A 24,585-nucleotide genomic window follows, 5' to 3' on the forward strand; every position below is an offset into this window, starting at 1 on the left:
CTGACATCATATTAAATTAATAAAAATGATCTATAATTGGGCATATTTAATTAAAAAAATTACTTATGCCTAATATAAAGATAGACCCTACCAAATTATCTGAAGAACATTCAATCCTTCTCGGCAAATTGCTAAGCAAAGCCGAGAAAGAACAATACTTTTCCACGTCCAATGCTTATCCTGTGATCATTGATGAGATTGAATATCAGGTTAAGCTGAAATATCCCATTTATAAAGAAAATGAAAAAAACAGCCGAATTTTAATCAAGGAAATTGGCAGCGGTGGCGAAGGGAAGGTTTATCTGGCTGAAACCGTTATTCTTAACGAAGAAAAAGCGATTTTCAAAGAAGATTCGCAACATCAGCGCGTGGTTAAGATTCACCGACCAGAATATATACTTACCCTCGGTGAAACAATAGAAAAAGCCACAGAAAATACTGCGGAAAGTAAATTTAAGAGCATTGCTGAGATTAGCGCTGTTTATAATCCCTTACACACTAAAGGAAGCGTTGTCTATGAACAGCTCTCAAATAGTAAAGATTATTTTTACAACAATATCATGCACTTAATTGCAGGCAAAACGCTGGCTGATGTCATAAAGGATAAAAAGAAACTCACAACAGCGATGCGCTTTGCTATTTCAAGAAAATTGCTGGAAGCCACTAAGGAACTGCATGATCGCGGCATTATTCACACAGACATCAAATCGCAAAATATCATTGTTGATCTGGACTTTCAAACGCACACGGTAAAATCTCTGAAGATCATCGATCTTGATACCGCTGCTATGGAAAATAAAGGCGTTTTAATGGAGAAAACACCTCAATATACCTATCCTAAGATAGAATACGATGCAGATAAAAGGGGAATGGATATTTATGCGGCAGCGATTAGTTTACTGCAGGTTTGGGGAGTTCCCGGTGATAAAGTGCGAACGCCAGAAGATGTTTATGAAACAACAATTCGATTTGTTTCTATCCAATGCAACAAATTTGCAAAATAATGGACATCCTGAAAAAGATAAGTTATTAAAAAAATAGACAAATGCAAAACTCTCGATGAAATAGTCGCCTTTAACGCCTTGAAGAAGTAAAAAATTATCAGGATCTGCAAAAAATATTCCACAGCATTAAAAACAATGAAAAATTCTTGAAATCAGAACGTGGTGGCTTCATGAAAGCATTTGGCCAATACGGAGCAACAACAACCTGGGTAAGCATCATGGAGCAGTTTGAAGCCAAGGCTTTAGAAACTGCTGCACAGGAACTAGACTCAACAATGGTCGATTATCAAGAATTAATCACTCCTGAACGATCTGAATTTGTAAGTGATCAATTTCGCAGGAGATATCTACCTTTTTTTTATGAACAGACCGGTCGCATCTTTCAAAGCGGTGCGGCTGAAAAATTGAAGCAGATCATAGATGAGCACTTTATGCCTAAGGCCTCTCCACATCTAAAAGCTGGTTTGCCATCCTATATTCTTTACTGCTGAGGTAAAATACGATAAATCACACCATTATAATCATCTGATAAATAAATCTCATTGTTCTTTCCTTCCACAAGATGAACAGGTCGACCACGAACCTTGCCATTTTGCAGAAAACCGGTAATAAAATCTTCTTCCTTGATATGCCCATTGGTAAAATCTAGAACGACCACTTTATAACCGACCTTGACAGAACTGTTCCATGAACCATGCAAAGCGACAAGTGCTTTATTGTAAAATCTGGACTTTGGATTTTTGATAAAGGTTATTCCCAGCGGCGCCACGTGAGCATCAAACTTAAACACAGGAGGCAAAGATTTTTGGATTAAATCTTCATGCCCTTTGCCGAATTTAGGATCTGGCACGCGATCGCCATTGGCATAAGGCCAACCGTAAAATTGATCTTTTTCAATGATATTAAGTTCATCAGGAGGGAAATGATCACCTAACCAATCTCTCCCATTATCCGTTGCATACAGCTGACCGTTTTCTGGCGACCAATCAAAACCAACGGAATTTCGCAGTCCCTTTGCATAAATTGTCAATTGTTTATCACCTGGTTTAAAACGGCTTATGGTTGCTCTGAGTGGATTTTTTTCAAGACATGCATTGCAGGAAGAACCAATGGACACATAGGCGAAACCATCTGGCCCAAATTTAATCGTTCTTGTCCAGTGTCCTCCATCGTCAGGGAGGTTTTTTATTATTCTCTCATATGCACCTTCTGTTGATTTGCTCTGTGCATTGAATTTAATTCGTCCAATGGCATTTTCTTCTGCAACATACAGATAACCTTGATGAACATCCATGCTGTGAGGTTTTATCAACCCATCGACAAGTGTTTGCTGTTGCTTAGGTAGATTATAAGGGATAAATAAAATTTCACCTTCATTCGGTTCCGCAACCAGCAAATCACCCTCATTTGTAATGTACATGAATCTTGGTGTATCGAGGCCCTGGATGTATTTTTCCAGTTTTAAGGCACTTTGTGGATGGAGATTTTTTGGGATTTCCGCTTTTAATAATGGAACGGTTCTTCCCAGTAATTCAGCAATTGAAACATTGATACCCATGTAAGGTAAACTGAAAAAAGTTACACTGATAACGAAAATAATAAGTAGAAAAAGAATAGCGCTTTTTTTCATTTTTAAATCATCCTGCCATTGGACTTTTAATTTAGCTGTGTATTTAGTATATAATCATATTTTTAACTATTTTATTTTAAAATGCGATACATCAGTGCTTTTTGTGGTTCAAGGGCGGGTAAAAAAGATTGTTATGCAAAGGCCGTTCATAAATTAGCTGGCATTTTGGCAGAATCGAAGCTGGGCCTGGTATACGGGGGGGCTAAAGTTGGGCTGATGGGTATATTGGCTGATGCATATCTGAAAGCAGGCGGTGAGGTTATTGGAGTGATGCCTATTTCTTTGGTCAATGTTGAACTGGCTCATGAAAAATTGACCAAATTACATGTAGTAGAAAATATGCATGAGCGTAAGGCTTTAATGGCAGAATTGTCAGATGCGGTTATCCTGCTGCCTGGAGGAATTGGCTCTCTGGATGAATTTTTTGAAATGATGACCTGGGCTTATCTGGGATATCATAATAAGCCTTTGGTTATATTTAATGTAGAAGGTTATTATAATCCTTTATTGACATTTTTAGATCATGCCGTTGAAGAGGGTTTTTTAAATGCAAATTACAAAGATAGGTTGTTGGTTGAGGAAGATCCTGTCTTGCTGATAAACAAAATACAACTTTATTTTGACAAAAACCTTTCCCAACAATAATTTCATAAACGAAGATGCTTATCCCGCCTTTTGCCTTTGTCGGCTGGAAAATTCCCTCTCATCAACCTATAACATTCGAATCAATTCGGTTTGAAGAGCCTTTGGAGAATAGAGCAGTCTACTCATATTTTTACAAAGAAAACTTTTAAGCTCATCACAAGTTCATATTATCGATAAGTTTTATAGGGAAATTCATGGAGGCCACTACTTTTTGTGCCATCAGGGAGTACATAGATGTAAAAAATCCTGAATATTAATTTGCTCAAGAAAATCTTCATCGTGCGAAATGACGATTATTGCACCTGGATATTGTTGTAAGCATTGAATGACATGATTTCGGGTTCTTACATCCAGATTATTCGTCATCTCATCAAGAATGAGTAATTTTGGTGGCTTGGCAACAATCTTAGCTAAAGATAACCGCGCTTTTTCCCCGCCTGACAAACTATCAATAGACTGATTGACAACATGATTTGATTTAAAGAGGAAATCATTTAAATGCGAGCGAATTTGTTGGTGCGTCCAATCGGGCCGGGTTGTTTCGAGGGTTGATAATACTGTCTCATATTGCGAAAGTTGTTGATAGTGCTGATCTAAATAGCCAATATCCTGCGGTTCAGGTACTTGCCAGTCACCTTTTCTAATCACATCTGATTGATTCATTATGGCTTTAATCAGCGTTGACTTGCCGCTTCCATTTGCCCCAGTAATCACCAGACGTCCTTGACCACACAATTGAATATTAATCCGATGACTGAGCATTTTCTCCGGGTAACCCACGATACCGTCTTTAATCATGACCACTGATTTATGAGAAATGAATCCCGACAGTAAATGGAATTTAGGTTCAATGGTTTCTGGTCTATCCAATGTACTCATTTGCACAAGGATATCTTCACGCTTATCTTTAACCTGCTTTCTTTTTTTGCCAGATGTCATCGAAGCGCGATGCATTTTGGCATGAGATACTATCGTAGGCCATTTGTGATTTTGTACGGATTTTTTACCCATTTCTTTGGCGCTTTTTGCTCGCTTCTGTTCTTTCATTAATTGATGATGAACTGCTCTTTTCTTTTTTTCCAGTTGAGACAATTGCTCGTTTAATTGGCCATATTGTATTTCCTTTTCCCGTAGAAAATCCTCATGTTGGCCGTCAAACTGCTCAACTTTGCTATTCTTAATAGACCACAAACACTTGGGCACAATCGATAGTAATTGCTTATCATGAGAAGCAACTAATAATGTGCCTGGATAATATTGCAAAAATTGCAGCAATTGCTTCCTGTTATTTGTATCAAGATGATTGGTTGGCTCATCAAGAATTAGCAATTCCGGATGAACTGACAGAGCTTTTGACAATGCTTTTTGAAAACGTTCTGCACCACTCAATCCATCCATCCCCGGCGGAATTTGTGGCACATAACCAATAGGTATATCTTGATTGAAACGAATATCACCATCAAGAATGGAGTCTTGTCCAGCAATCATACGCAATAAACTTGTTTTGCCGCAGCCATTATCCCCTATGAGGGCAATCTTTTGTCCAGCATAAATACATGCATCAAATTGCTCAAAACAAATTTTTTCAGGATAAATTAAAGATAATTGATGAATAGAACAAAGTAACGACATAAACCACCTCAACAATAAATAAAGCCAGCGTATAAAACGCACCAAGCATTTATTGAGAGATAATTCGCATTGGAGTCGAGACCTCGTTTTTTATGAATCAAGGCGGCTATTGTAACAAAATTTATCTGATTTCTGCAATGCACAATCCCTTATATGGCATCACAATATATTTACTTTAGCGGCAATTTATCATTATATTTTTATATCACCCCTTTATTTCTGTCAAAATATAGCGTACAGTGCGCATCTTTTTTTCTTGATAACATACACAGCAGTTTTAGATGACCCCACCATAGCCAGATAACCATATCGTAAATACAACTAACAACAATATTTTTCTAAATATAGTTTTTATACATGATGGCTTGAGGTCATGTGAATTCAATTTATTTAATTTTAATAGGAAACGCCAAGATATGTTTTTATGCTCAAAGCGAACCGAATGGTTCGGTAATGTTCGTGCCGATATTTTAGCAGGCATCGTTGTCGCTTTAGCACTCATTCCTGAAGCCATCGCATTTTCAATTATTGCAGGTGTTGATCCTAAAGTAGGTTTATTTGCCTCCTTTGCCATAGCTACTGTCACTGCTTTTACAGGTGGCTGCACTGGAATGATCTCAGCTGCTACTGGGGCCATGGCACTTTTGATGCTGACCCTAGTCAAAACACATGGATTGCAATACTTGCTTGCGACAACTGTGCTAACGGGTCTTTTGCAAATAGTTGCCGGTTATTTAAATCTAGGCAGTCTGATGCGTTTTGTTTCCCGCTCTGTTGTTACAGGCTTTGTAAATGCACTGGCAATTCTCATTTTTCTAGCGCAATTGCCTGAATTACTACATGTAGGATGGCAAGTTTATGCTTTAACAGCCGGTGGACTGGCCATTATTTATTTATTTCCAGTCATTAATAAAAGCATACCATCACCTTTAGTGGCTATTCTTGTTTTGACGGCCTTAGCAGTATTTTTCCATTTGCCGGTACGTACCGTAGGGGATATGGGGGAATTACCTGATGCCTTGCCGGTATTTCTTTGGCCAAATATTCCTTTTAATCTGGAAACATTGAATATTATTTTTCCTTATGCATTCGGTTTGGCTGTGGTTGGTTTATTAGAATCAATGATGACGGCAACCATTGTTGATGATTTAACGGATAGCAAAAGTAACAAAAATAGAGAATGCAAGGCCCAGGGATTAGCTAATATATTTTCTGGATGTTTAGGAGGAATGGCCGGATGTGCCATGATCGGTCAATCGGTCATTAATGTTAAATCCGGTGGCCGTGGTCGGTTATCAACTTTGACTGCCGGGATGATGCTGTTGATTATGGTGGTCTTTTTAAATGACTGGGTATCTAAAATTCCAATGGCAGCCCTGGTTTCTGTGATGATCATGGTATCCATTGGAACGTTTTCCTGGGATTCATTGAGAAACTTAAAAACACATCCTTTTTCCTCCAATGTTGTGATGTTTTCTACAGTCATCGTCGTGGTGGCAACCCATAATCTTGCCTATGGGGTATTTGTCGGGGTTGTGATTACCTCGCTGTTTTTTGCTCATAAAGTGGGTCGTTTAGTGGTTGTTTTATCCAGTAAAGATGATAACGCTTCCTGTCGAACCTACAAAGTTCGCGGGCAGATATTTTTTGCCTCATCAGAACAGTTTTTTAATGCTTTTGATACGAAAGAAGCAATTGCTAAAGTCATTATTGATGTTAGTGAGGCGCATTTCTGGGATATTACAGCCGTTTCAACGTTGGATAAAGTTGTGCTTAAATTCAGAGATCGAAACACAAAAGTTGAAATTATTGGCAAAAATGAAGCAAGCGCTACCATTATTAAGTTACTTGCTGTGCATGATAAGCCGGAAAAAATCAAAAACGCCGTCGGCTCTCATTAGTTTCTTTAAGGATAATGATTAAATAATCACGCATCCTGTGATCTTAAAAATGAACAATGAGCGTTTTAAATCGAAAGACTTCCTTAGCCGATCACAAGGAAATAAAAAACAAGTCTGTTTTTCTAAAAAAATTCTGATATAGTAGTTGTGCTTCCTGCAAAATAGAAATCAATTCTACCTGTGGATAAATCCATTTACTAAGCAGCCTGATTTTTATACATTTCCCCAGGCCATTTCTAAAACATCAGAGCCACCAAGGCTTTGCATCATATTTGACTTGTAATGACCATCCTTTCTTATCCACAAAATATGTGGATAACTCTGTGAGTACTTCGTGAAATGAGTGTTGTCACAAGCAACTCCTGCATTGCTTCCTAATTTCACAAACTGAATCCATAAACTATTTATAAAGCATTAAACACGACCTATAGTTTATCGGGGAATAAAATTGAGGGCAGTGTCAGTATAGGTATAGCCTGCGTTCCAAAAGACGGTAAGCTAATAGATGAAATTATCCGTGTGGAAGATCAGAGAATGTACCAAAAAAAGAAAAACAAACATTGATTTTATTCATGCCCCTGAATTCCATCTCGTCTGACCACACACCTATTATCAAAGTGCATAAAAAACACATCTGTTTTTGCTCTGCTATACTAAAATTAATTTGGGGAGATGTATGGTTAATTTCAAGTTTGTTTCTCAATTTAATGGCTTTTATATGCCATTTTTCAAGGATGACATCAAAGCTTCTCATGCCAAGCTCATACCTCATGAGCGATTTACCGGAGCATGCGCTGGCACCGTTGCTGCAACTCTGGAAACGCTGATTTTGAGAAAACCCTTTTCCAGTCATTTTTTCAAATTTGATCCTCGATCTTTACATCCACACCCAGATAGTTGTGTGAAAAACCAATTTCGTTATGAGAAAGATACAGAGCATTTTTTTTCTATCTTCCTCAGGGATCGCTTAAAAGTCAGCCAAACAGGTTATCCTGACGATGAGCATTATTGTCATGAACCTAATGAGCTTCTCAATGCAATATCGAATGATCCTGATATAAATCAAATTATTTTAATGAATGTTATTTTTAAACTGAAGAATGCGCAAATGGGTAAAGAATTTCGGCAAGATCATATGATAGCAATGCTCCAATATGAGGGACAATATTATTTTGTGGATCCAGATGCAGGAATTGCTGTTTTTGATAACATCGCTAACTTCAAAATGTGGTTGAAACAAGAAATGTTTGAAGGAGAATTGAAGCATTTTGTGGAGCCGATAGATAAGAAAATCGTTCTTTCAAGCAATAAACAGAATGAGGATGGAATGATTCTGCCAGTAAGCTTGGAAACACAAACTGTCAGTATGCAACATTATCATTATTCATCGTCACCTCAACCGCCATTTCTTCATTCAAAATTATAACTTTTAAATCTGCTACCTGGATTAGTAAGCAGAGCGAAAAAACAGGGTGTGTTGACATTGAGTCTTCTATTCAATCAGACAGCTCCTGGTATCAACTCCATGGAGAGCTGGGATAGGATTTGCAAAAAGTGTACACTTTTGCTGTAGAATTCCCCAACGCTTAAGAACTCCCGTCAGGGGCTCTGACTTTATAAAACGAGTCCGATAAAAAGAACTATACTAATGCAAAGTATATTACAACGATTTTTTGTATGCCTATTTCTTCAGAGTCGCTTCGAAAAAAAATAAGACAATTGCGAAAATCCAAAGTAGAGCGAATAAAGGATGAAATTGCACAAATAAAAGGGTTTGAGCAAATAGACGAAGCAAAGAAATTAACGATTGCCGAATATACTTTAAATCAATTGAATGCGGCCAATCAAAAGGGCCTTATGAAACGCCAGGATTATGCTTTGTTCATTGAAAATTTTTTTAAAAAAAAATTAGAACAAAACGAACAAGCAATTAAAGACAGCCAAGATAATAAAAAGCTGAAAGAGATTATAGAAAATCTGATGTTTACAAGCCTTATTGAATTTCAAATAAAACTGCACAAAGCTGAGTTAAAACGCAAAGTAAAAGAAGATAAATTTACATCTAAAAAAGCAAAAGTAGAAGCCGCTCAAACCGGTTTTTTAGATGTATTGTCTGTTTTTGTGAAGGTAGGTGCATTATTTCGCAATTATTCAAGTAAATTTTCAGATTTTCTAAAAATTTCCAATCGTATTTATGGTTTTGGCTATATAGGTGGAGTAGGTGTTTCCATACTGGGAGAAATAGGAAGTGGAATATATGATTATATTACTTCCAAAGGAGAAACCACCAGCCAAAAGCTAAAAGAGGTATTTACTTTTTCACGTACCACTAATATCACTTTGTCAACGGTGGTGCTTGGACTTGCTATAGCCGGACTGGTTACTGGAACCGGCGGCATTTTAGCCATTCCCATAGGGGCTGCTTACATAGGAATGGAGCTGGCAGCCATTGGAAATTATGTTTATAAAAGAAATACTTTACCGAAAAAACTGGATAAATTACATCAACAATTATTAACTCCACAGGATTACGATAATGCAAATGATAAAATAAAAAAATTGAAAGCATTAGAGCTTGAAAAATATGATGCCGTGCAAAAAAAATATATTGCTGAACAAATAAAGACGCAAGAAAAAATAATTCATTTGTATGAAGCAAAAAAAGGGGAGAAAGGGGAGTTTGATGAGCTGCCAACAATTATTGAAACACTCAATAAAACAAAAGATGTTGCCAAGCTTTCAACAGAAGAAAAAGAGAAATTGAATAAGCATTTGAACCTGCTTATAAAATATGAACAACTAAAAGAAGAAAAGCAACAAACTCATCATCATCTGATGATGCTGAAACAAGACCAGGCTTATAAAATAGGTAAAATGACTTTAGGGCTTGCTGTAGCTTCGGCTTGGTTTGTTGGACCTATATTTATGCTTGCTTTTCCTCCTGCCATCCCGGCCATATTGGTAGGATTAGGGGTCTTAAGTCTTACTGCGTTTATCGGCGTTAAAATTACAGATTGGGGAATGGCCAGGTACAAAAAATATAAGGATAAAATTAAAGAACAATCTTTAAATAGAAACGACTTTAAAAATGAGCTGGATCATATTATTAAAGAGGATGCTCTGCATAACCTAAAAAAATCAATAGAAATTAAGTCCGAAGACAGTTTACAGTCCAAAAGCAATTTACAGGAAACGACCATCAGTTTTTCTCCAGAGAACAGACCACAACCAACATTCAATAAAGAAAATAAATTAACGACGATGGAACAAGAAGATATACGCTCAAAACTGGTAAACGCCCTATCAGAAAACGAACCTCAGATTAGCGATGTTTCTAAACCATCAGCAAAAGAAAATGCGAAGGCGCAGAGCAAATTTAAAGACGATTTACATGCTTTCTTTAAAAATGCAGGACAGGAAGAGACTAACTTTTTGCAAGAAAAGTCAAAGTTTCGACCTTGATTAGACACGAGGTAAATACGGGGGTTGAAGATGAACCAAAACGAATCAGATAAAGATACATCTTGCGGTAGCGACTCCTGTAGCTCTTCCGAGGCCTTTTGTTGCGCTAGGGATTGTGCAGACTGTGACAAGGATGATGCAGAAGCGGCTCTTGCTTCAGGGCTGGTTTACGCGGGTGTATTGTATCCTGAATTAAAACAGCATGATGAAGAAAAAGCCATACATTATTTGCGGCAATCGATAGAAGCAGGTGATAAACAGGCGATAAAACTGCTGATGGATGCGTATTTGACTGGAAAAATAGCTGGTTGCGATTGTAGCATCAAGGCTGATTACAATAGATGGCTCAAATTGTGTGAGGAACTTGCAAATAAAGGCCATCAGCAAGTAGCCTATAGTGCTGCGTTATGGTTTGCTGGTATTGAAAAGCCAGGTAAAGATGTGGATGAATGCATTAAAGCTCGATTTAAACCGGATGCGGATAAAGCGATTTACTTTTTACGTGTATGTTCCAGAGGAGAAGATCCTGATTATTCTGACCTGGCAGTAAATACACTTTGCCATTTATTGACGAGAGGCAATGATACGGTAAAATCAGATGCCTCCAGATTGGAAACAGTTTTAAAGGAGGAAGTGGCTAAAGGAAATTCATTCGCTCAAGCCTATTTATCAAAATTTTTTTAATTCTGCTGGCTATCATGTAGTTAAATTGTGTAACTATCTATCTTTAACCATAAAGGCTATGGTGATATATGTGATTCACAAAGATCCTTTCAATTTTCTTAGAGAAAGATCAATCATGCAATTGATTCTTGAACGCTCATTATAAATTTCATATCCAGAAATAATCTCCTACCAAAATGGTGTTTTTCGCCCTACTTAAGCTTGAGCTTGCAGATTAAAGCTAATCCCGCGGTTATGCAGATAAAAACCGGAATAATTCGCTTTTTTGAAAGTTTGAAGAAACTTCGCCGGCGTAAATCTCCCCATTTTGCAGGCTTAACTTCTTTATGGGGGCGCCTGCATTAAATTTCAGGTTTGCAAAATCCACCCAAAAGGCATTGGGTCGGGTCGCAGAATCAAAGTAGTAAACAAGGTTTGTCTGGTCAGATACTGTTCTCCATATGGTTGAAGAAATATTTGGCTGCTCAGGCGTGGTAATGCCCAGCGGAACACTTACAGCACGCATCAGGCTTAATACTTCAGCGACCGCTTGATACCTGAAAGACTGCTTCGGAATGGAATTTATATATTGAGGAGCAATGGTTTTTGGAATGGCATCCAGTAAAAACGACGCCCTGACAAAACGATCTGAGGCTCGATTCGTTCCTGGTAAAAAAGTAAGTCCCCCAATTTGCTTCCAGTATTCATTTAAAATAATCTGCTGCTCATATGGAGGAGAATTCGTCATCACTTTGTAAGCTGTATCATGATGAATGCAAAGTTTGCCGGAGATATACTCAAATATGGCTGAATCGCCAGTGGAATCGGAAATGGACAAATGAAGCGGTGAGAGATCGCCATTCGGTAATACAACCGGTATTAAGTTAAAAGGTTCATTGCTTAATGCATTAACAGCCTCTTTAACGCTCGAAAAGTTATCTAGGACGTACTGTAACCACATTGAGATAGATAAATCTGGACGGGAGCTAAGCTGTGATGGGTAGCTGGATTCTACTAAATAAAGAAGGTTTGCAACCAGGCCTTTTTCGTTCATTCCATCGACACTGCCTGAATCATAACCGGCTGCAATGACGCTGCCATATTTGGAAATCCATTCTATAGGGTTATTTGTAACTGAACCGCTTCGTTGGGCATATGCTGGAAAAATATAAAGATTTGTCAGCATGTCTTCCTTCCAGTCCATGTTTCGGCCAGTGATAACCAGATGATCGTCTCCGACAAACAACGTCCTTGTGCACATATAAGTGAATTCTTACTGTTTAAACATATACTGTAAAATAGCAAACCTGGTATGTCATTTCCAATGTCCGTTGATATTCATGGTAAGAAGCATTTTTTTTCTGGATGCAATGAAAATAGGGCAGAGGTAAGAAACCAGAGCCGCATTAACTCGACTTTAGCCATTTTTCAGGTAAAGGAATGCAATAGACTAAAGACCATAGAAGCACACCGTTATATTGATCAAAGTTGCTTTAAATCGATGACTTGAGAAAATAGAATGGCACGAATTACCGCGGCATCGATCGCGGTATCCATGCGAAGCTCCGTATGGACCCCGCTATCAAGTAGCGGGGATTCGATCCCTAAAAAATGGCTAAAGTCGAGATTAATAAAGCGCCATTTAATCAGTGCCGAAGCTTAAACTCGCCATTCTCTCACCCTCAATAGACTTTATTTGTTGCATCGCCAATAAGGTAGCCTACAGGTTTGAGAGCGGGTATTTCATCACAAACGGCTTTAAAAATAGCTAATAGTGGAATTGCAAATAAAATACCAACCACGCCGAGCATAGTTCCCCCCAGAATCAATCCCAAAATGGCCGCGAAGGGGTTTATGCTTACTTGTCTGCCTACGATATTAGGCGTCAGGAAATTGCCTTCAAGAAATTGAACCAACATAAAAACAGCTAAAACACCGACTGGATACCATAAGGAGTCTTTTGTGAGAAAAGCAAAGAGCATGGGAAGGAGAGAACCTATCACAATACCGATGTATGGAATAAGGGTCAGGATGGCTGCCATGACTCCAAAAATCATGGCGTTTTTGATGCCCAAAATCAAAAGCCCAATCGAATTCAAGACAGCTACAATGATAATAATAAGGGATAAACCAAATACATAATGCCTAACCACTAATGGAATTTTTTTTATGATTCTTTTTAAAGTTGAATGATATTCAGAACGAACTGCCTTAAATAAAAAAGAAACCAGAAACCTGCGGTAATAAAGCATAAAAATTAACGATATCGCAAATAACACCAATGAGCTTAAAAAATTAGTCGTAAAGGACAAGGTATTGTTAATAAAAGAGGCACTGTTTTTTAAGGCGGTGGTATAAAATTCCTTGAGTAAAGAGGCCTGTTCGTCGAGAGTAATGTTTAATGTATCCGAAATTAAATGCTGTATTTTTCCAAAGATTCCATTGTATGTGATTTTGATGGAATTTAATGCAAAATCCATATTTCCAACCTGTAAGGAAAAGAAAATAATCACTGTCAGAATAATGAATATCAAAAGAACCACACAAAGGATTGAGCTTAACAACCGTGGTATCTTTATTTTTTCAAAACCATTTGCCAATGGTTGTAATGCCAAAGTCAGTATAAAAGCCGCCAGTAAAGGGTTTAAAAAGCTGCTGGATACCATCAAGGCATAACAGGTGAGTATCAAACTGGCGATAAAGTAAAAATATTGAGCAAAAAAGGTCATGATATTTTCATTTTTACAAGAATTCTTTTAACCTTATTCCATTTTTATGAGAACTCAATACCTTGAGTTGAAAAAACTGCCAAAACGAACAATATTTATAAAGCCATATCTATCCAGGCCATAATATGTTGGATGGCTGTCATAATAAATAAAGAAACAAAGCTAACGTATATTGTGGTCGCTACATACCCCAACATAATGAAGCCCCCGTCTTTTTCAATCAGCCCCAAACTGAAAATAATCAACAACAGGGCAAAGCAACTCATTGCTTATTAGGCTCATAAGAAGTAGGAAATGGTGTGGGATTAAACTTCTGCTCCTCTTGCACTTCATTATCTTCCTTTTTTTCTTTAACTTCCTGGACTGGCGTATGATTTAAGCTTGTTTGATCCTTTTGCGATTCAATCGTTTTTGGCCTTGGCTCTAATCTGGGTGGCATTCGTTGAAACATTTTTTGTGTGCTATCAATAAAATTAGCGACTTCTTCCTTTAGGTTCGTCACTCTTGGTGATTTATCTTGATACTCCATCCCTCGAGCACAACGCATTTTTTGTGAAAATTCCCAGTCTTCTTCCTCTTCTTCTATACCAGTGGAAAAACCGTATTTCTCTTTAAACCAATAAAATCCATGTTCTAATTGATAACCGTCCATTAAGGTCTTAGCAAGAATATGCCCATTCCCATCAGGCTCTGGCCCTTTTGCAAAATAAACGGTTGCTTTCCTTTGTTCTCTATCCTCATTCAAATCGATAGTAACCCATCCTCTCCACTGCCCCATATCACCGGTCTTGAATGCTGACAGTGATTTGCCATTTTCATCTATTTCAAGTTGAAAGCCCAAACATTCAGCCACGTATTTTAAATCTTCTTTGTTAGGAACAACCTCTTGCGCCCAAGGATCCCGAGTCATACGAATCTGAAACTGGAATGCATACTGCAGTTTTTTATCATTCATCCAGGCTTGCACAAACAATGCATAATCCTCAGCAGTAGTGTCTAAACTATTGGCGGCACATGGATTTTCCCCAAAACTGCTATGGTTCATATGTAAAGGCTCGAATACATATTTCTTAGCAAGCACATCAAGATTTGAAGTATGGCCACGTCTTGCAACCTCTTCAAGAATTTTGGGTAGATATGGATTAAGTTCGTGGATATCTGTAATTTGCTTAATGTTACAATTTAGGGATTTTAAGTCAATAGTGCTGGATATACCTATCCCGCTAAGATTAAAAATTGTATATCTTAGATTCGGGGGATGAATTGAAATATACAGTTTATTTTCTTCAAAGGAATCATTATCTGGCATTAAAGCGAGTTGTGGTTCGTTAAGTTTTTCAATCACTTTTTGCAAATAAAACAAGGGTAATCCTGAATACCTATAATACTCTTGGCCAGGTTCAAATTGATGATTGACTTGATTTGTCCTACTTAAGTCAAAACCGGTTTTATGTGAGAGAATCATTTCTGGTGTAAAAGCATTAATACGAGCAATATCCTCTTCATTGATTTCTTCATCATTTTTCCATTTAAAACCGTGTTGTTCACAAAAGGTCTTAAAGGGCAAAATGTCATTAAGGCCATTCATATCTAAAGTGAGCTTCCCAGCTTCTACAAGTTTTAATACAAGGTAAGCAAAAACAGGTTTACTTAGTGATGCGGCTTTGAAAATCGTATCTTTATCCACCGCAACATCTCCGTAGCCATGGGTTACAGGAGAGCCATTGCCCGTCACTGTAGCGACACTTACTTGCTCTATCTTAGCTTTCTTCCTAATGATTTCCACATCAGATTCTATATTGGATTTATCTGTTTTGGATTGTGTCATATTTAGGTCATGAGATTTAAATGTGTATTAATTATACTATAAGTTCAATATAGGAAATTTTATGGCAACACATTTAACTTTTTCTTATCAATAGATAGATTACCAATTTAAACCGATTAAGACACCACACAAACGTTCGGTTATGCTATCAAATAGTAAAGAATTAAATAGAAAAGAGGCAAAAGAGCATCAGGTAAATTTTCGCTTTTTTGCATAATATTCTTAACATGATACATCCTCTCATCTCTAAAAAATCATTGAGCATAAAATATCTCTCAGTTTTAATGATATGGAGATAACAAACTTTACACATTGTCCATATCATCAAAACATTTATTCCTGGTTGTATTTCACTTTATTCTTCTTTTTCTTTGTTATTGGTAATTCAAAGGCAGTGATTTTAATTAATTCTGTTAACCATTCACTGTCATCCCAGTAATCTCCTGAAATCAATAGATATGGCTTTGCACCTTGATAGGGGCATGCTTCAATATAATTTGAGATATACTCTTTGCCTGCTTTTGTTGGTTTAACGAATAATTGGTCATCACAGACAAGCGCTACCACTTTTGGGCCACAATAAATGGCGTATTCACCAAACATTTTTTTTGAATACACCTCTCCTGCTTCTGAAATTTGCTCGATAATATAATCCACAATACTTTGATTGGATGACATAAGATTGGAGTCCCTTAATTTTCCTATAGTATAATTAGATTGTAATTTATAACATCCTTGAGCCATTCATGAAAAAAATTAATTTAGCCGAAAAATTCAATCTTTTTGAAAAACATTGGTCTCCATATATTGTTGGTGAGCTAAATGGGCAATATGTGAAACTTGCAAAATTCAAAGGAGAATTTATGTGGCATAGCCACGAAAATGAAGATGAATTATTTTTGGTGATAAAAGGAAAGCTCAGAATTGAATTAAGAGATGGATCTATTTCCTTAAATGAGGGCGAGTTTTTCATTGTCCCCAAAGGAACATAAACCAATTGCAGATGAAGAAGCTCATGTATTGCTTTTAGAGCCAAAATCCACAGAGCAGACTGGCGGCATTGTAAGTGATCGGTTAGTCGGCCAGCAACCATGGATTTAAAAATATGATCCGATTTGACATATCATATATCCTACCATTTTCAAAAGATGATTGGCAGCAAATCGTTAGAGTATAAAATTTCTTCAGTTTTTATTATTTTAGTTGCTTTTTATTAAAATTATGAATTTCATAGTAAATAAAATCCTGAAATTGGTCATGTTTTACTGGTTTTCTATTATGCGCTAATACCCTTTTCCAGAAAGATACGGCAGACTCAGTGTCTTTCAATCCATCTATTCTATATTCTAGAATTTAGAATAAAGAATGACTTGGCCAAGCGAATTAAAGCAATGCAAAATTTGCAACAGTTCACGAGTTGAGCTTAACACTTCCTCATTCATAATGAGCTGGAATTTCTGGAGCCCACCGTTCAAGGCTTTGCTCATAAAGATAGCCATCTAATTTTTTATCTTATGAAGCAGGGTTTTATATGGCTCATTAGAAATCGTGATCAGGCCCGATAAAGGATGACTTAGCAGTATAATTGCGGTGATATAAAATGCTAAAAAAATGCATAGCATCACTTGGATACACATCCCTAAGATATTCTTTTCCAATAAAAAAACGGAAACGGTGATGATGATAAGTGTGCCAAATAAAATCATAGCATACCATGCTGAGGGAATGATAACTTTAAGCATGCCGATGCGCTGATTACGTGTTTCGATAGCCTTATGTAAAGAAGAAACCGCTCGATTATAATAGGATTGTATATAAGAATCCGATGGTCGATAGTGCAAAAATTGCGTATACATCTCATTGCTTATTTTTTCAGTAACTGACGAAGGCATTCCTTTTGCCATTGAGGACCACTCATCATTGATTAAGGATGAGACATATTTTACAAGCAGTTTATCTACATTTTGAAACATAGAAGGTGGGAATGCTTTACTGTTTTCCCAAATATTGTATATCTCAGTAGATTCCTGGGCAATTAAGCCAGTCGCGTCTTTGTAATTACTCCAGGAAATAAAAGTCACAAACCCTAAAAATATACTGAAGAAGCCTCCGATTATACTGATAACGAGTCTTGTGCCATGCATATCAGTTCGAATATGCCAGCTTTTAGGTTTGTAATAAAAGGTCAGCTTGCTAACCAGCAAAAAAATAGTTACCCAAAATAGAAATATAAATGGAGGGTATATATGAGCGACAATACTGCGAAGCATTTAAGTCCCTTTATAATATAGCTTGGAAGGATAGACTGATTTGGGGCATCATGTGATCATTCTTCCTTATTATCGTTAAATTAATTCCCATGTTTCTTGCACTGAACAGGTGTGGGCAAGACACTCGTTTATTTTCAAGCATAAACCGTTTATTGAATTTTGATAAATGGTTTTTTTAAAACTTGGTACTGTTAGTTGCTAGTTTTTTACCTATATGTTCATTGAGCGACATAAAAGGTGTCAATGCCTTTTATGTCGAACTCGCTTCTTTATCATTGTTGTTTCGTTTTTGCTATTTTTTGAACAATTGCTATATTATTTATAATATGCATTCATTCAAAGAGGAATAAATGCCAAAACCTCATCATCGTTATAGCTACTCCCCCATCATTGAGCGCCCGGTTTTTGATTGGCCGAATCACACTCGTCTGGCATTTTATATAGCTCTTAACATAGAGCATTTTTCTTTTGGCGAAGGCTTAGGAGCAACACTTACTCCGGAGACACGCTCTCAGCCTGATGTGCTAAATTATGCCTGGCGTGATTACGGTAATAGAGTAGGCGTATGGTATTTATTGGAGTTATTTAATCAGCTGGATTTAACAATAGCATTGCTGGTTAATTCTTCTGCTTATGATTACTGTCCTCAAGTCATCGAAGCATTCCGTGCCCGTGGCGATGAAATTGTTGCTCATGGCCGTACCAATTCCGAGCAACAGGGGGGGTTAAATCAGCCTGAAGAAAAGGCACTGATTCGGGAGGTTACCGAGCTTATCACCAGGAAAGAGAAACAAGCTCCGAAAGGCTGGTTATGTCCATGGATTTCCGAGAGTTTTAATACCCCTGATTTGCTATATGAGGACGGATATGAATATTTACTGGACTGGTGTCATGATGATCAACCGACTTGGCTTGAAACGACCAATGGACGAATTCTTTCCATACCCTATTCCCAAGAGGTAAATGATATTCCCGCCATTATACCCAATAGAGCCAGTGCTTCAGAATTTGCTGACATGATCATGGATAATTTTGATGAAATGTTAGAACAGTCAAAACTAAGGCCGCTGGTTTTCGGTCTCTCACTGCATCCTTATATCATTGGACAGCCTTTTCGTCTGAGACACCTTCGTCGCGCTTTAACTCACATAAAGAAGTCAGCTCAAGAAATATGGATAACGACGCCCGGGGCTATAGCTGTCTATTATCAACAATTATTTAAATAGAAGGAAATGCTATGTCAAGCAACTATGAAAAGTTATGGGAAGAACACATGCGCTATGAATTTGAGCTGAAAGATGTTGAAGCGACGATGTCAACCATGACAACGCAGCCGTTTGTCAATCATATTCCAACAATGACGGGTGGTTGTGGTTATGATGAAGTTTATCAATTTTATAAACATCATTTTATTCCTAAGATTCCTGCTGATGCTGAAGTGACCTCCATTTCACGAATCATTGGTGAGCATGCCTTAGTCGATGAGCTGGTGTTAAGTTTTACCCATGATCGTGAAGTAGATTTCATGCTGCCAGGCATTGCTGCTACGCATAAGTTTGTACAATTACCTCATGTTGTTATCGTTTATTTTCAAAATAACAAAGTGCATGGAGAGCATATTTATTGGGATCAGGCTTCGTTATTGGCTCAAATAGGCTTACTTGATAGCAATGAATTTCCCGTTACTGGGATTGAGCAAGCAAAAAAGGCATTAGATGAATCAAGCTCGTCCAATGAGATGATGAAGCGATGGCTGAAAAAATGATTTAATTATAAGTTACAGTTTTTATCTTGCGGTTATTGTCAGTGAATAAACCCGCAAAACCCCCTTTTTTTGTTTAACGAATATTCACTCTAAATAGAAGTAATTTCCTGAATCGCAGGCTGATAATATTCAGCCTCTCCTACTCTAATTTCCATGTTATCAGAAAATTTTATTTTTGCCTCTGAATGAGTGTGTCCACACAACACAGCACTCGGCAGGGTCCATATATGTCTAATGGATTTGCACACATTAAACTACGAAAATAAAATAGAAACTGATACATTGTTCTAACTTAAAAAGATGTATAAAAAGAAGTAGATGTGATGAAAAAGAATTATTTTATAATCGGGGCAGTTTTTCTTGTTTTGGCACAGACCATGGTCGGGGTAAATATCGTTACCTCAAAGCTGCTCCTTTCTTCCATTCCAGTATTGATTTTATTAGAAATTCGCTTCTTACTGGCAACATTGGTATTACTTCTCCTCCATTGGGCAAACCCATTTTCTCGAAAAAATTCATTAAGAACTCATTTTTCTGAGTTTGCACGTCGGGATTGGTTTTTCATTTTTGCTCAAGCTTTATCAGCCGGTGTTTTATTTAATGGTTTGATGCTAACAGGATTGAATTATACGGATGCGAATGTGGCAGGGATCATTACTAGCGCCTTACCAGCAATTATCGCCATTCTATCATGGCTAATTTTGCACGAAAAAATATCAGCTGAGAAAGCATTATGTGTTTTTTTTGCTACAATGGGATTGGTTATTATCTCCTACGATAAATTAAATGGCGTTGGTGCCTCACATTCTTTTTGGGGTGATAGCATTGTTTTATTAGCATTGCTGCCCGAGGCGTCTTACTACGTACTTTGTAAATTATATAAAAACCGCCTGCCTTTGTTTTTAACTTCTGCTTTACTTAATGGAATTAATGCAATCTTATTATTGCCTTTGTTATTCCTTGTGCCCTGGGAACCAGCAAACATTAATATGGTAACTTGGTTCATCTTATTTATTATTGGCTTAAGCTCTGGATTCTTTTATGTGTTTTGGTTGATTGGTGCAAAACACGTTGATGGAATAATGGCCTCTCTTTCTACAGCCATCATGCCAATTGCAACTGTGATTCTGGCTTGGATTATTTTGGGTGAAGGATTGACTCCACTAGAATTAGCGGGCATGGGACTTGTTCTATTTTCCATTGTTTTGTACGCAAAAAGATAAATGAAGAATTTTTGAATAAAGCACGACTGATGAATCGGTGAAACTCTCCGATGAAACCAAAAGTTTTGGGTCTCGTGTAAAATGCCTGACTCTATTCCTTAACCTTCGTATAGTTAACTATCACATCGGTGCCTTTCATAACTCTGGGAGCAATGGCATCGATAGGAAATCCTGAAGGCGCTTTATGTGAGGAGCTGGTCATTCGCTGCGCGCCATGGAAGGCTGAAAGCCGAGGCGCGTAGTCCGCGATAGGCTGCGATTTTTTTAAACAGCCCGAAGGGATGTTAAAAAAATCTTTCTGCAGCCGTTAAGTCATTGGTGAAGGCGTACGCTTTGCTCGTTCAGAGCAAACGTGCCGTAAACAGGACGCTCGCGGCACAAACACTTCGCGCGTTGGCGAGTCGATTTTGGGGACTTGGATGTCCCAAAATCTTTCATGAGGTAGCGCGACTCTTGTCAAAACAAACTTTATATAGACACGTTCACCCACTGGCGATCTACGAAAAGACGGTAAAAAATTACTACATCTCAATTCATAGATATATTCGGTATAAAAGCAGTCAAAACGTGCCTACAAAGATTAATGAGGTTATTGAGCTTTATTTGCACTTGCACACTTGTTGTGTAGGCTCGAATGACTCAGCATCACTTTTAGCAGCCGTGCCATACATTGTGCTGTTTACTGAAGATACCTTTGGTATTTTAGTTAAAACCAAAGCTTGATAAAAAGCTTCGGCAATTTTCGTTGCTGCGGATTCCATTTTACCTTTAGAGATTTCAAAAGAAATCGCTTCATTGGTAACGTCCACAGCAAATCTCTGATTAACCGCATCCTTAGCATGAGCTAGATGTGCTGGATTTTCACTTGACGGATGATAGATAACAACAGGTATTCCTTTCTCTAAAAAGAAACTACTTTCAGTTACCATGGAAGTAGACTCAGAAGGAACAAACCAAAGACCTGTCTGGCTATCTGCAACTTGCTTAATCATTGGCTTGTAAGCACTTGGCCCGTTTTTCAAATCAGCAAACTGGAAGTCATAGAAAAATACCTGACTTTGACTCATCTCTTCATTTATTGCATCCAGAAAAGCTTTTGAACTCGCATCCACTTCGCCAGAACGATGTGGTTCAGGATTATGGGCATTTCCCGTATCGGGATTATGTTTACCAGTCCTGGGACCATTTGTAATCATAATTGCCGTATCAGTTGTATTATACCCCTTAGCTTTGAGACGACTAGATATAATGACAGCTTGTTTTCTAGCGTTTTCTTCCGTGAAAAACATCATTTTGCCTTCAGCGGTTGGTGCGTCTCCGGCCAAGATAATTCCAACTTGTTTTGGATATTGAGCATGCTCTGGTAGGTCACCTTTAAATTTCGCATGATCTTCTGTTACGGTTTGATCATTTACACAGTGCGAAACTCCAGCTGTGACAATTAATTTAGCACGTTTCTTTATTTCAGTTTTATCGATTTCTAATAAAGCTGTTCCAGGTAGTGCCACAATATCTGGGAAATATTTTATCGAGTTAAATTCATCGAAATATTGATGACCTGACCAAACTATTTTTGTTCCAGGCTTACTTTGCTTGATTTGATCAGTAATAATAAGACCATGACTACCAGAAACTAAAACAATATCTTTCTCACCTAATGAATTGACATCAAACTCTGATTCTTCAATTTGTTGAAACTCACATTGCTCTTTGAGTTTAGTTTGAATCGCAAGTTGTATACCTTTAAGTTGATTGTTATCACCAACAAAATTAGTGTTTGTAAGAAGGAATATTTTCATTCGTATCTGCATCAATTAGTTTGTCATTCACTTGAGTGCTCGATATTATACCATATCAATTATTCACTAAACATAAATAACGGGAGCTAGATATTTCGTTAGTCAAGTTGACTTATGAAAATAGTGCAATACGCTTCTGAAAATGACAAATCAACGATAAATCAAGCCAAAATCCGTTAAGAAATCTGGTTAAGATTTCAAAGTTAATCAATTGAGCGATTTAGTGAGTTCATTAACCAAGCATTTCTGGGGCAGTATTAAAAAAGGGGGGCTTTCTCTTACTTGTTTGTTATAGTTATCATTTATATTTATGTTTCTTTTTCAAAGATACTCCTATGTCATCCAATAATAATACTAAAAAACAAACTGGCACTTGTTTGTGTGGCCAGGCTAACTTCGAAATCGAGGGAAATTTTGATTTATTTCTATTTTGTCACTGCACTTACTGCCAGAAAGATACTGGCTCAATACATGGTGCTAATCTCATATCGAATACTGCAAAGCTTAACTGGTTAAGTGGTGAAGAAAAAACACAAATTTATAATTTAGAAGGAACCAGGCATACAAAATGCTTTTGCCAGGTTTGTGGCTCTGCTTTACCTTATATGTATGATGAGAAAACACTGGTTGTGCCTGCTGGTAGCATCGATTTTGAACCCCCAATAGCTCCAACAGCCCATATTTTTTATAAAAGTAGAGCCAAGTGGGAAGATGCATTAGCTGAAACGAAAAAGTTTAATAAGTTTCCAACGGGCCAAGGGGAATAAGTTTCTATACCATCTCGCCAATACTTTATTACAAGCGCCCAGAAACCCTGGCGGTTTCTGGGACAAAATTCAGTATCCCCTCGATAAAGTGATAGAATTATTATCATAATTATCCAATGGGGCAAATTATGCTCATGCTGGAAGTCGTAAGCAAACAAGACAAGAATGTCATTAGCAACTTATTACAGTTTTACATGTTTGAGTTCAACCAAATCTCAGCATTCAAACACTTTCGCTTAGACGATACTGGCAAGTATCAGCAGTATCCATACTTTGAAAACTATTGGCTTGAAAAAAATCGATTTCCCTATGTTATAAAACATAATGAGTCTATTATAGGTTTTTCTCTAGCCCATGACATCACAATTAATAAATCCATTGATTGGAAGCTTGCTGAGTTCTTTATCATGCCAGAATTTAGAAGGCAGGGGTTTGGTTGTGAAGCCGCCATATCAACCATAAAGTCTCATACAGGAAGTTGGGAAATTTCTGTGCTGGAAGATAATTTCAAAGCAAAACGTTTTTGGTTAGATGTTTTTCACAAATTATCCGTTTCATATAAATCCTACAAATATCAGGAATATGAGGTTTTTGAGCTCAAATCCAATCATTAATGGATTTTTGGGACAGCTATCCTCATTCACAAATCATTTCTTGCATAAACTCCAATAACTCAAGTGAATTATTAATAATCATCTCAGGAGCTGAGTTAACAAGACTGATAGTCATCAATAATCAATATACGATTGTTTGCTATTATTTCATAATGTATTTTTTGATCTATTCTGTCTCCTTTTCTAAAAAAATTATCATATCGCTTACAGACTCACGCCAATGGTAGCGAAAGTCAGAGTTTTTCAATCTAGAATAATTTTGAGCAAAAAACGCTTTATCCGTTTTTTGCTATTCACGCACAACAGATTACTCATAAGCAATTTACGTTGTATAATTAGCAAACAACAGTTATTTATCAAATGAAGAATGTAATGGCAGATATCATTAATCTAAATAAAAAAAGAAAGGCTAAAAATCGTTCAGCGAAAGAAAAGAAGTCTACTGAAAATCGCATTAAATTTGGAAGAACAAAAAAAGAGCGACAAATAGCAATACAGGAAAATGAACATAATGAACGTCACCTAGATGGCCACAAATTGGAAAAAAAAGCGGAAGAATAAGAAACTTATTAATAATTTTCTGCCAGACTCTGTAAAAGCGTTAACGCAAGGAAACTGATACTCATCAGCCGTAGTTTCTAAACCTTGGGTTT

Annotated in this window: 25 protein-coding genes; 15 read left to right on the forward strand and 10 right to left on the reverse strand. The window is 37.2% G+C overall.

The window, feature by feature from the left end; all coding sequences use genetic code 11:
- Positions 1-65 precede the first annotated feature (65 nt).
- Positions 66-1,004, forward strand: a complete 939-nt coding sequence (locus E4T55_RS07445) for a protein kinase domain-containing protein (RefSeq protein WP_058501020.1) — start codon at positions 66-68, stop codon at positions 1,002-1,004.
- A gap of 146 nt (positions 1,005-1,150) precedes the next feature.
- Positions 1,151-1,495 (forward strand): hypothetical protein, encoded by a 345-nt coding sequence (locus tag E4T55_RS07450; protein WP_058501021.1) that lies wholly within the window; start codon positions 1,151-1,153, stop codon positions 1,493-1,495.
- Here the strand turns inward: E4T55_RS07450 and E4T55_RS07455 are convergent.
- Positions 1,486-2,634 (reverse strand): PQQ-dependent sugar dehydrogenase, encoded by a 1,149-nt coding sequence (locus E4T55_RS07455; RefSeq protein WP_058501022.1) that lies wholly within the window; start codon positions 2,632-2,634, stop codon positions 1,486-1,488. The genes E4T55_RS07450 and E4T55_RS07455 overlap by 10 nt on opposite strands.
- Before the next feature lie 81 nt (positions 2,635-2,715).
- Here E4T55_RS07455 and E4T55_RS07460 point away from each other — a divergent pair, with 81 nt between their 5' ends.
- Entirely contained in the window at positions 2,716-3,279 is a 564-nt protein-coding gene (locus tag E4T55_RS07460) for an LOG family protein (protein ID WP_058501023.1), read from the forward strand.
- A gap of 219 nt (positions 3,280-3,498) precedes the next feature.
- Here E4T55_RS07460 and E4T55_RS07465 read toward each other — a convergent pair whose 3' ends face one another.
- Positions 3,499-4,911, reverse strand: coding sequence for an ATP-binding cassette domain-containing protein (locus E4T55_RS07465; RefSeq protein ID WP_058501024.1), 1,413 nt, complete (start codon positions 4,909-4,911; stop codon positions 3,499-3,501).
- A 416-nt stretch (positions 4,912-5,327) separates the two neighbouring features.
- Between E4T55_RS07465 and E4T55_RS07470 the strand changes: the two genes are divergently transcribed.
- The gene (locus tag E4T55_RS07470) at positions 5,328-6,812 is read left to right on the forward strand and encodes a SulP family inorganic anion transporter (protein WP_058501025.1); all 1,485 of its coding nucleotides are present in this window, start codon (positions 5,328-5,330) and stop codon (positions 6,810-6,812) included.
- A 213-nt stretch (positions 6,813-7,025) separates the two neighbouring features.
- Here E4T55_RS07470 and E4T55_RS15195 read toward each other — a convergent pair whose 3' ends face one another.
- Complete coding sequence (locus tag E4T55_RS15195) at positions 7,026-7,196, reverse strand: hypothetical protein (protein ID WP_156411791.1); 171 nt, start codon at positions 7,194-7,196, stop codon at positions 7,026-7,028.
- An 81-nt stretch (positions 7,197-7,277) separates the two neighbouring features.
- Here E4T55_RS15195 and E4T55_RS15615 point away from each other — a divergent pair, with 81 nt between their 5' ends.
- The 4 genes from E4T55_RS15615 (at position 7,278) to E4T55_RS07490 (ending at position 10,958) form a co-directional block, all read left to right on the forward strand.
- The gene (locus tag E4T55_RS15615) at positions 7,278-7,376 is read left to right on the forward strand and encodes a hypothetical protein (protein ID WP_425339863.1); all 99 of its coding nucleotides are present in this window, start codon (positions 7,278-7,280) and stop codon (positions 7,374-7,376) included.
- 112 nt (positions 7,377-7,488) lie between these two features.
- The gene (locus tag E4T55_RS07480; protein ID WP_058501026.1) at positions 7,489-8,238 is read left to right on the forward strand and encodes a hypothetical protein; all 750 of its coding nucleotides are present in this window, start codon (positions 7,489-7,491) and stop codon (positions 8,236-8,238) included.
- Between the two features lie 251 nt (positions 8,239-8,489).
- Positions 8,490-10,274 carry a hypothetical protein gene (locus tag E4T55_RS07485; protein ID WP_058501027.1) on the forward strand — a complete coding sequence of 595 codons (1,785 nt, stop codon included), beginning with the start codon at positions 8,490-8,492 and terminating at the stop codon, positions 10,272-10,274.
- A gap of 30 nt (positions 10,275-10,304) precedes the next feature.
- On the forward strand, positions 10,305-10,958 hold the full coding sequence (locus E4T55_RS07490) for a hypothetical protein (protein ID WP_058501028.1): 654 nt from the start codon (positions 10,305-10,307) through the stop codon (positions 10,956-10,958).
- Positions 10,959-11,190: 232 nt separating this feature from the next.
- On the opposite strand, the gene E4T55_RS07495 is transcribed toward E4T55_RS07490, so the two are convergent.
- The 5 genes from E4T55_RS07495 to E4T55_RS07515 all read right to left on the reverse strand — a co-directional run bounded on the left by E4T55_RS07495 (position 11,191) and on the right by E4T55_RS07515 (position 16,172).
- Positions 11,191-12,198, reverse strand: a complete 1,008-nt coding sequence (locus E4T55_RS07495) for a linear amide C-N hydrolase (protein ID WP_058501029.1) — start codon at positions 12,196-12,198, stop codon at positions 11,191-11,193.
- A gap of 421 nt (positions 12,199-12,619) precedes the next feature.
- The gene (locus E4T55_RS07500; protein ID WP_065235970.1) at positions 12,620-13,666 is read right to left on the reverse strand and encodes an AI-2E family transporter; all 1,047 of its coding nucleotides are present in this window, start codon (positions 13,664-13,666) and stop codon (positions 12,620-12,622) included.
- 95 nt (positions 13,667-13,761) lie between these two features.
- Positions 13,762-13,932: an exopolysaccharide biosynthesis protein gene (locus E4T55_RS07505; RefSeq protein ID WP_223168291.1), complete on the reverse strand. Its 171-nt coding sequence runs from the start codon at positions 13,930-13,932 to the stop codon at positions 13,762-13,764.
- Entirely contained in the window at positions 13,929-15,494 is a 1,566-nt protein-coding gene (locus E4T55_RS07510) for a serine hydrolase (protein WP_058501030.1), read from the reverse strand. Before E4T55_RS07510 ends, E4T55_RS07505 begins: the two co-directional genes overlap by 4 nt.
- Positions 15,495-15,827: 333 nt before the next feature.
- On the reverse strand, positions 15,828-16,172 hold the full coding sequence (locus E4T55_RS07515; protein WP_058501056.1) for a TfoX/Sxy family protein: 345 nt from the start codon (positions 16,170-16,172) through the stop codon (positions 15,828-15,830).
- 68 nt (positions 16,173-16,240) lie between these two features.
- Between E4T55_RS07515 and E4T55_RS07520 the strand changes: the two genes are divergently transcribed.
- Positions 16,241-16,486 (forward strand): cupin domain-containing protein, encoded by a 246-nt coding sequence (locus tag E4T55_RS07520; RefSeq protein WP_223168290.1) that lies wholly within the window; start codon positions 16,241-16,243, stop codon positions 16,484-16,486.
- Between the two features lie 507 nt (positions 16,487-16,993).
- On the opposite strand, the gene E4T55_RS07525 is transcribed toward E4T55_RS07520, so the two are convergent.
- Positions 16,994-17,764: a bestrophin-like domain gene (locus E4T55_RS07525; RefSeq protein ID WP_058501031.1), complete on the reverse strand. Its 771-nt coding sequence runs from the start codon at positions 17,762-17,764 to the stop codon at positions 16,994-16,996.
- Between the two features lie 350 nt (positions 17,765-18,114).
- Here E4T55_RS07525 and E4T55_RS07530 point away from each other — a divergent pair, with 350 nt between their 5' ends.
- The 3 genes from E4T55_RS07530 (at position 18,115) to E4T55_RS07540 (ending at position 20,752) form a co-directional block, all read left to right on the forward strand.
- A complete protein-coding gene (locus E4T55_RS07530) occupies positions 18,115-18,990 on the forward strand; it encodes a polysaccharide deacetylase family protein (protein WP_058501032.1) in 876 nt (291 codons plus the stop codon).
- Between the two features lie 11 nt (positions 18,991-19,001).
- On the forward strand, positions 19,002-19,529 hold the full coding sequence (locus E4T55_RS07535; RefSeq protein ID WP_058501033.1) for a hypothetical protein: 528 nt from the start codon (positions 19,002-19,004) through the stop codon (positions 19,527-19,529).
- A 323-nt stretch (positions 19,530-19,852) separates the two neighbouring features.
- Positions 19,853-20,752 carry a DMT family transporter gene (locus tag E4T55_RS07540; RefSeq protein ID WP_058501034.1) on the forward strand — a complete coding sequence of 300 codons (900 nt, stop codon included), beginning with the start codon at positions 19,853-19,855 and terminating at the stop codon, positions 20,750-20,752.
- 599 nt (positions 20,753-21,351) lie between these two features.
- On the opposite strand, the gene E4T55_RS07545 is transcribed toward E4T55_RS07540, so the two are convergent.
- Complete coding sequence (locus E4T55_RS07545; RefSeq protein ID WP_058502732.1) at positions 21,352-22,551, reverse strand: hypothetical protein; 1,200 nt, start codon at positions 22,549-22,551, stop codon at positions 21,352-21,354.
- Positions 22,552-22,886: 335 nt separating this feature from the next.
- Here E4T55_RS07545 and E4T55_RS07550 point away from each other — a divergent pair, with 335 nt between their 5' ends.
- From E4T55_RS07550 to E4T55_RS07560, 3 genes are all read left to right on the forward strand, one after another.
- Positions 22,887-23,318, forward strand: coding sequence for a GFA family protein (locus E4T55_RS07550; RefSeq protein ID WP_058502733.1), 432 nt, complete (start codon positions 22,887-22,889; stop codon positions 23,316-23,318).
- Positions 23,319-23,446: 128 nt separating this feature from the next.
- Positions 23,447-23,932, forward strand: coding sequence for a GNAT family N-acetyltransferase (locus tag E4T55_RS07555; protein ID WP_058502734.1), 486 nt, complete (start codon positions 23,447-23,449; stop codon positions 23,930-23,932).
- Between the two features lie 372 nt (positions 23,933-24,304).
- The gene (locus E4T55_RS07560; protein ID WP_058502736.1) at positions 24,305-24,493 is read left to right on the forward strand and encodes a DUF4169 family protein; all 189 of its coding nucleotides are present in this window, start codon (positions 24,305-24,307) and stop codon (positions 24,491-24,493) included.
- The last annotated feature ends 92 nt before the right edge of the window (positions 24,494-24,585 follow it).

The organism is Legionella israelensis (genome assembly GCF_004571175.1).
GTDB lineage: Bacteria > Pseudomonadota > Gammaproteobacteria > Legionellales > Legionellaceae > Legionella_D > Legionella_D israelensis.

What these genes read in the sequence shown, in the direction of transcription:
- E4T55_RS07445 (WP_058501020.1), top strand. Translation starts at nt 66, where the DNA reads ATGCCTAATATAAAGATAGACCCTACCAAATTATCTGAAGAACATTCA.
- E4T55_RS07455 (WP_058501022.1), bottom strand. Translation starts at nt 2,634, where the DNA reads ATGAAAAAAAGCGCTATTCTTTTTCTACTTATTATTTTCGTTATCAGT.
- E4T55_RS07460 (WP_058501023.1), top strand. Translation starts at nt 2,716, where the DNA reads ATGCGATACATCAGTGCTTTTTGTGGTTCAAGGGCGGGTAAAAAAGAT.
- E4T55_RS07465 (WP_058501024.1), bottom strand. Translation starts at nt 4,911, where the DNA reads ATGTCGTTACTTTGTTCTATTCATCAATTATCTTTAATTTATCCTGAA.
- E4T55_RS07470 (WP_058501025.1), top strand. Translation starts at nt 5,328, where the DNA reads ATGTTTTTATGCTCAAAGCGAACCGAATGGTTCGGTAATGTTCGTGCC.
- E4T55_RS07480 (WP_058501026.1), top strand. Translation starts at nt 7,489, where the DNA reads ATGGTTAATTTCAAGTTTGTTTCTCAATTTAATGGCTTTTATATGCCA.
- E4T55_RS07485 (WP_058501027.1), top strand. Translation starts at nt 8,490, where the DNA reads ATGCCTATTTCTTCAGAGTCGCTTCGAAAAAAAATAAGACAATTGCGA.
- E4T55_RS07490 (WP_058501028.1), top strand. Translation starts at nt 10,305, where the DNA reads ATGAACCAAAACGAATCAGATAAAGATACATCTTGCGGTAGCGACTCC.
- E4T55_RS07495 (WP_058501029.1), bottom strand. Translation starts at nt 12,198, where the DNA reads ATGTGCACAAGGACGTTGTTTGTCGGAGACGATCATCTGGTTATCACT.
- E4T55_RS07500 (WP_065235970.1), bottom strand. Translation starts at nt 13,666, where the DNA reads ATGACCTTTTTTGCTCAATATTTTTACTTTATCGCCAGTTTGATACTC.
- E4T55_RS07505 (WP_223168291.1), bottom strand. Translation starts at nt 13,932, where the DNA reads ATGAGTTGCTTTGCCCTGTTGTTGATTATTTTCAGTTTGGGGCTGATT.
- E4T55_RS07510 (WP_058501030.1), bottom strand. Translation starts at nt 15,494, where the DNA reads ATGACACAATCCAAAACAGATAAATCCAATATAGAATCTGATGTGGAA.
- E4T55_RS07515 (WP_058501056.1), bottom strand. Translation starts at nt 16,172, where the DNA reads ATGTCATCCAATCAAAGTATTGTGGATTATATTATCGAGCAAATTTCA.
- E4T55_RS07520 (WP_223168290.1), top strand. Translation starts at nt 16,241, where the DNA reads ATGAAAAAAATTAATTTAGCCGAAAAATTCAATCTTTTTGAAAAACAT.
- E4T55_RS07525 (WP_058501031.1), bottom strand. Translation starts at nt 17,764, where the DNA reads ATGCTTCGCAGTATTGTCGCTCATATATACCCTCCATTTATATTTCTA.
- E4T55_RS07530 (WP_058501032.1), top strand. Translation starts at nt 18,115, where the DNA reads ATGCCAAAACCTCATCATCGTTATAGCTACTCCCCCATCATTGAGCGC.
- E4T55_RS07535 (WP_058501033.1), top strand. Translation starts at nt 19,002, where the DNA reads ATGTCAAGCAACTATGAAAAGTTATGGGAAGAACACATGCGCTATGAA.
- E4T55_RS07540 (WP_058501034.1), top strand. Translation starts at nt 19,853, where the DNA reads ATGAAAAAGAATTATTTTATAATCGGGGCAGTTTTTCTTGTTTTGGCA.
- E4T55_RS07545 (WP_058502732.1), bottom strand. Translation starts at nt 22,551, where the DNA reads ATGAAAATATTCCTTCTTACAAACACTAATTTTGTTGGTGATAACAAT.
- E4T55_RS07550 (WP_058502733.1), top strand. Translation starts at nt 22,887, where the DNA reads ATGTCATCCAATAATAATACTAAAAAACAAACTGGCACTTGTTTGTGT.
- E4T55_RS07555 (WP_058502734.1), top strand. Translation starts at nt 23,447, where the DNA reads ATGCTCATGCTGGAAGTCGTAAGCAAACAAGACAAGAATGTCATTAGC.
- E4T55_RS07560 (WP_058502736.1), top strand. Translation starts at nt 24,305, where the DNA reads ATGGCAGATATCATTAATCTAAATAAAAAAAGAAAGGCTAAAAATCGT.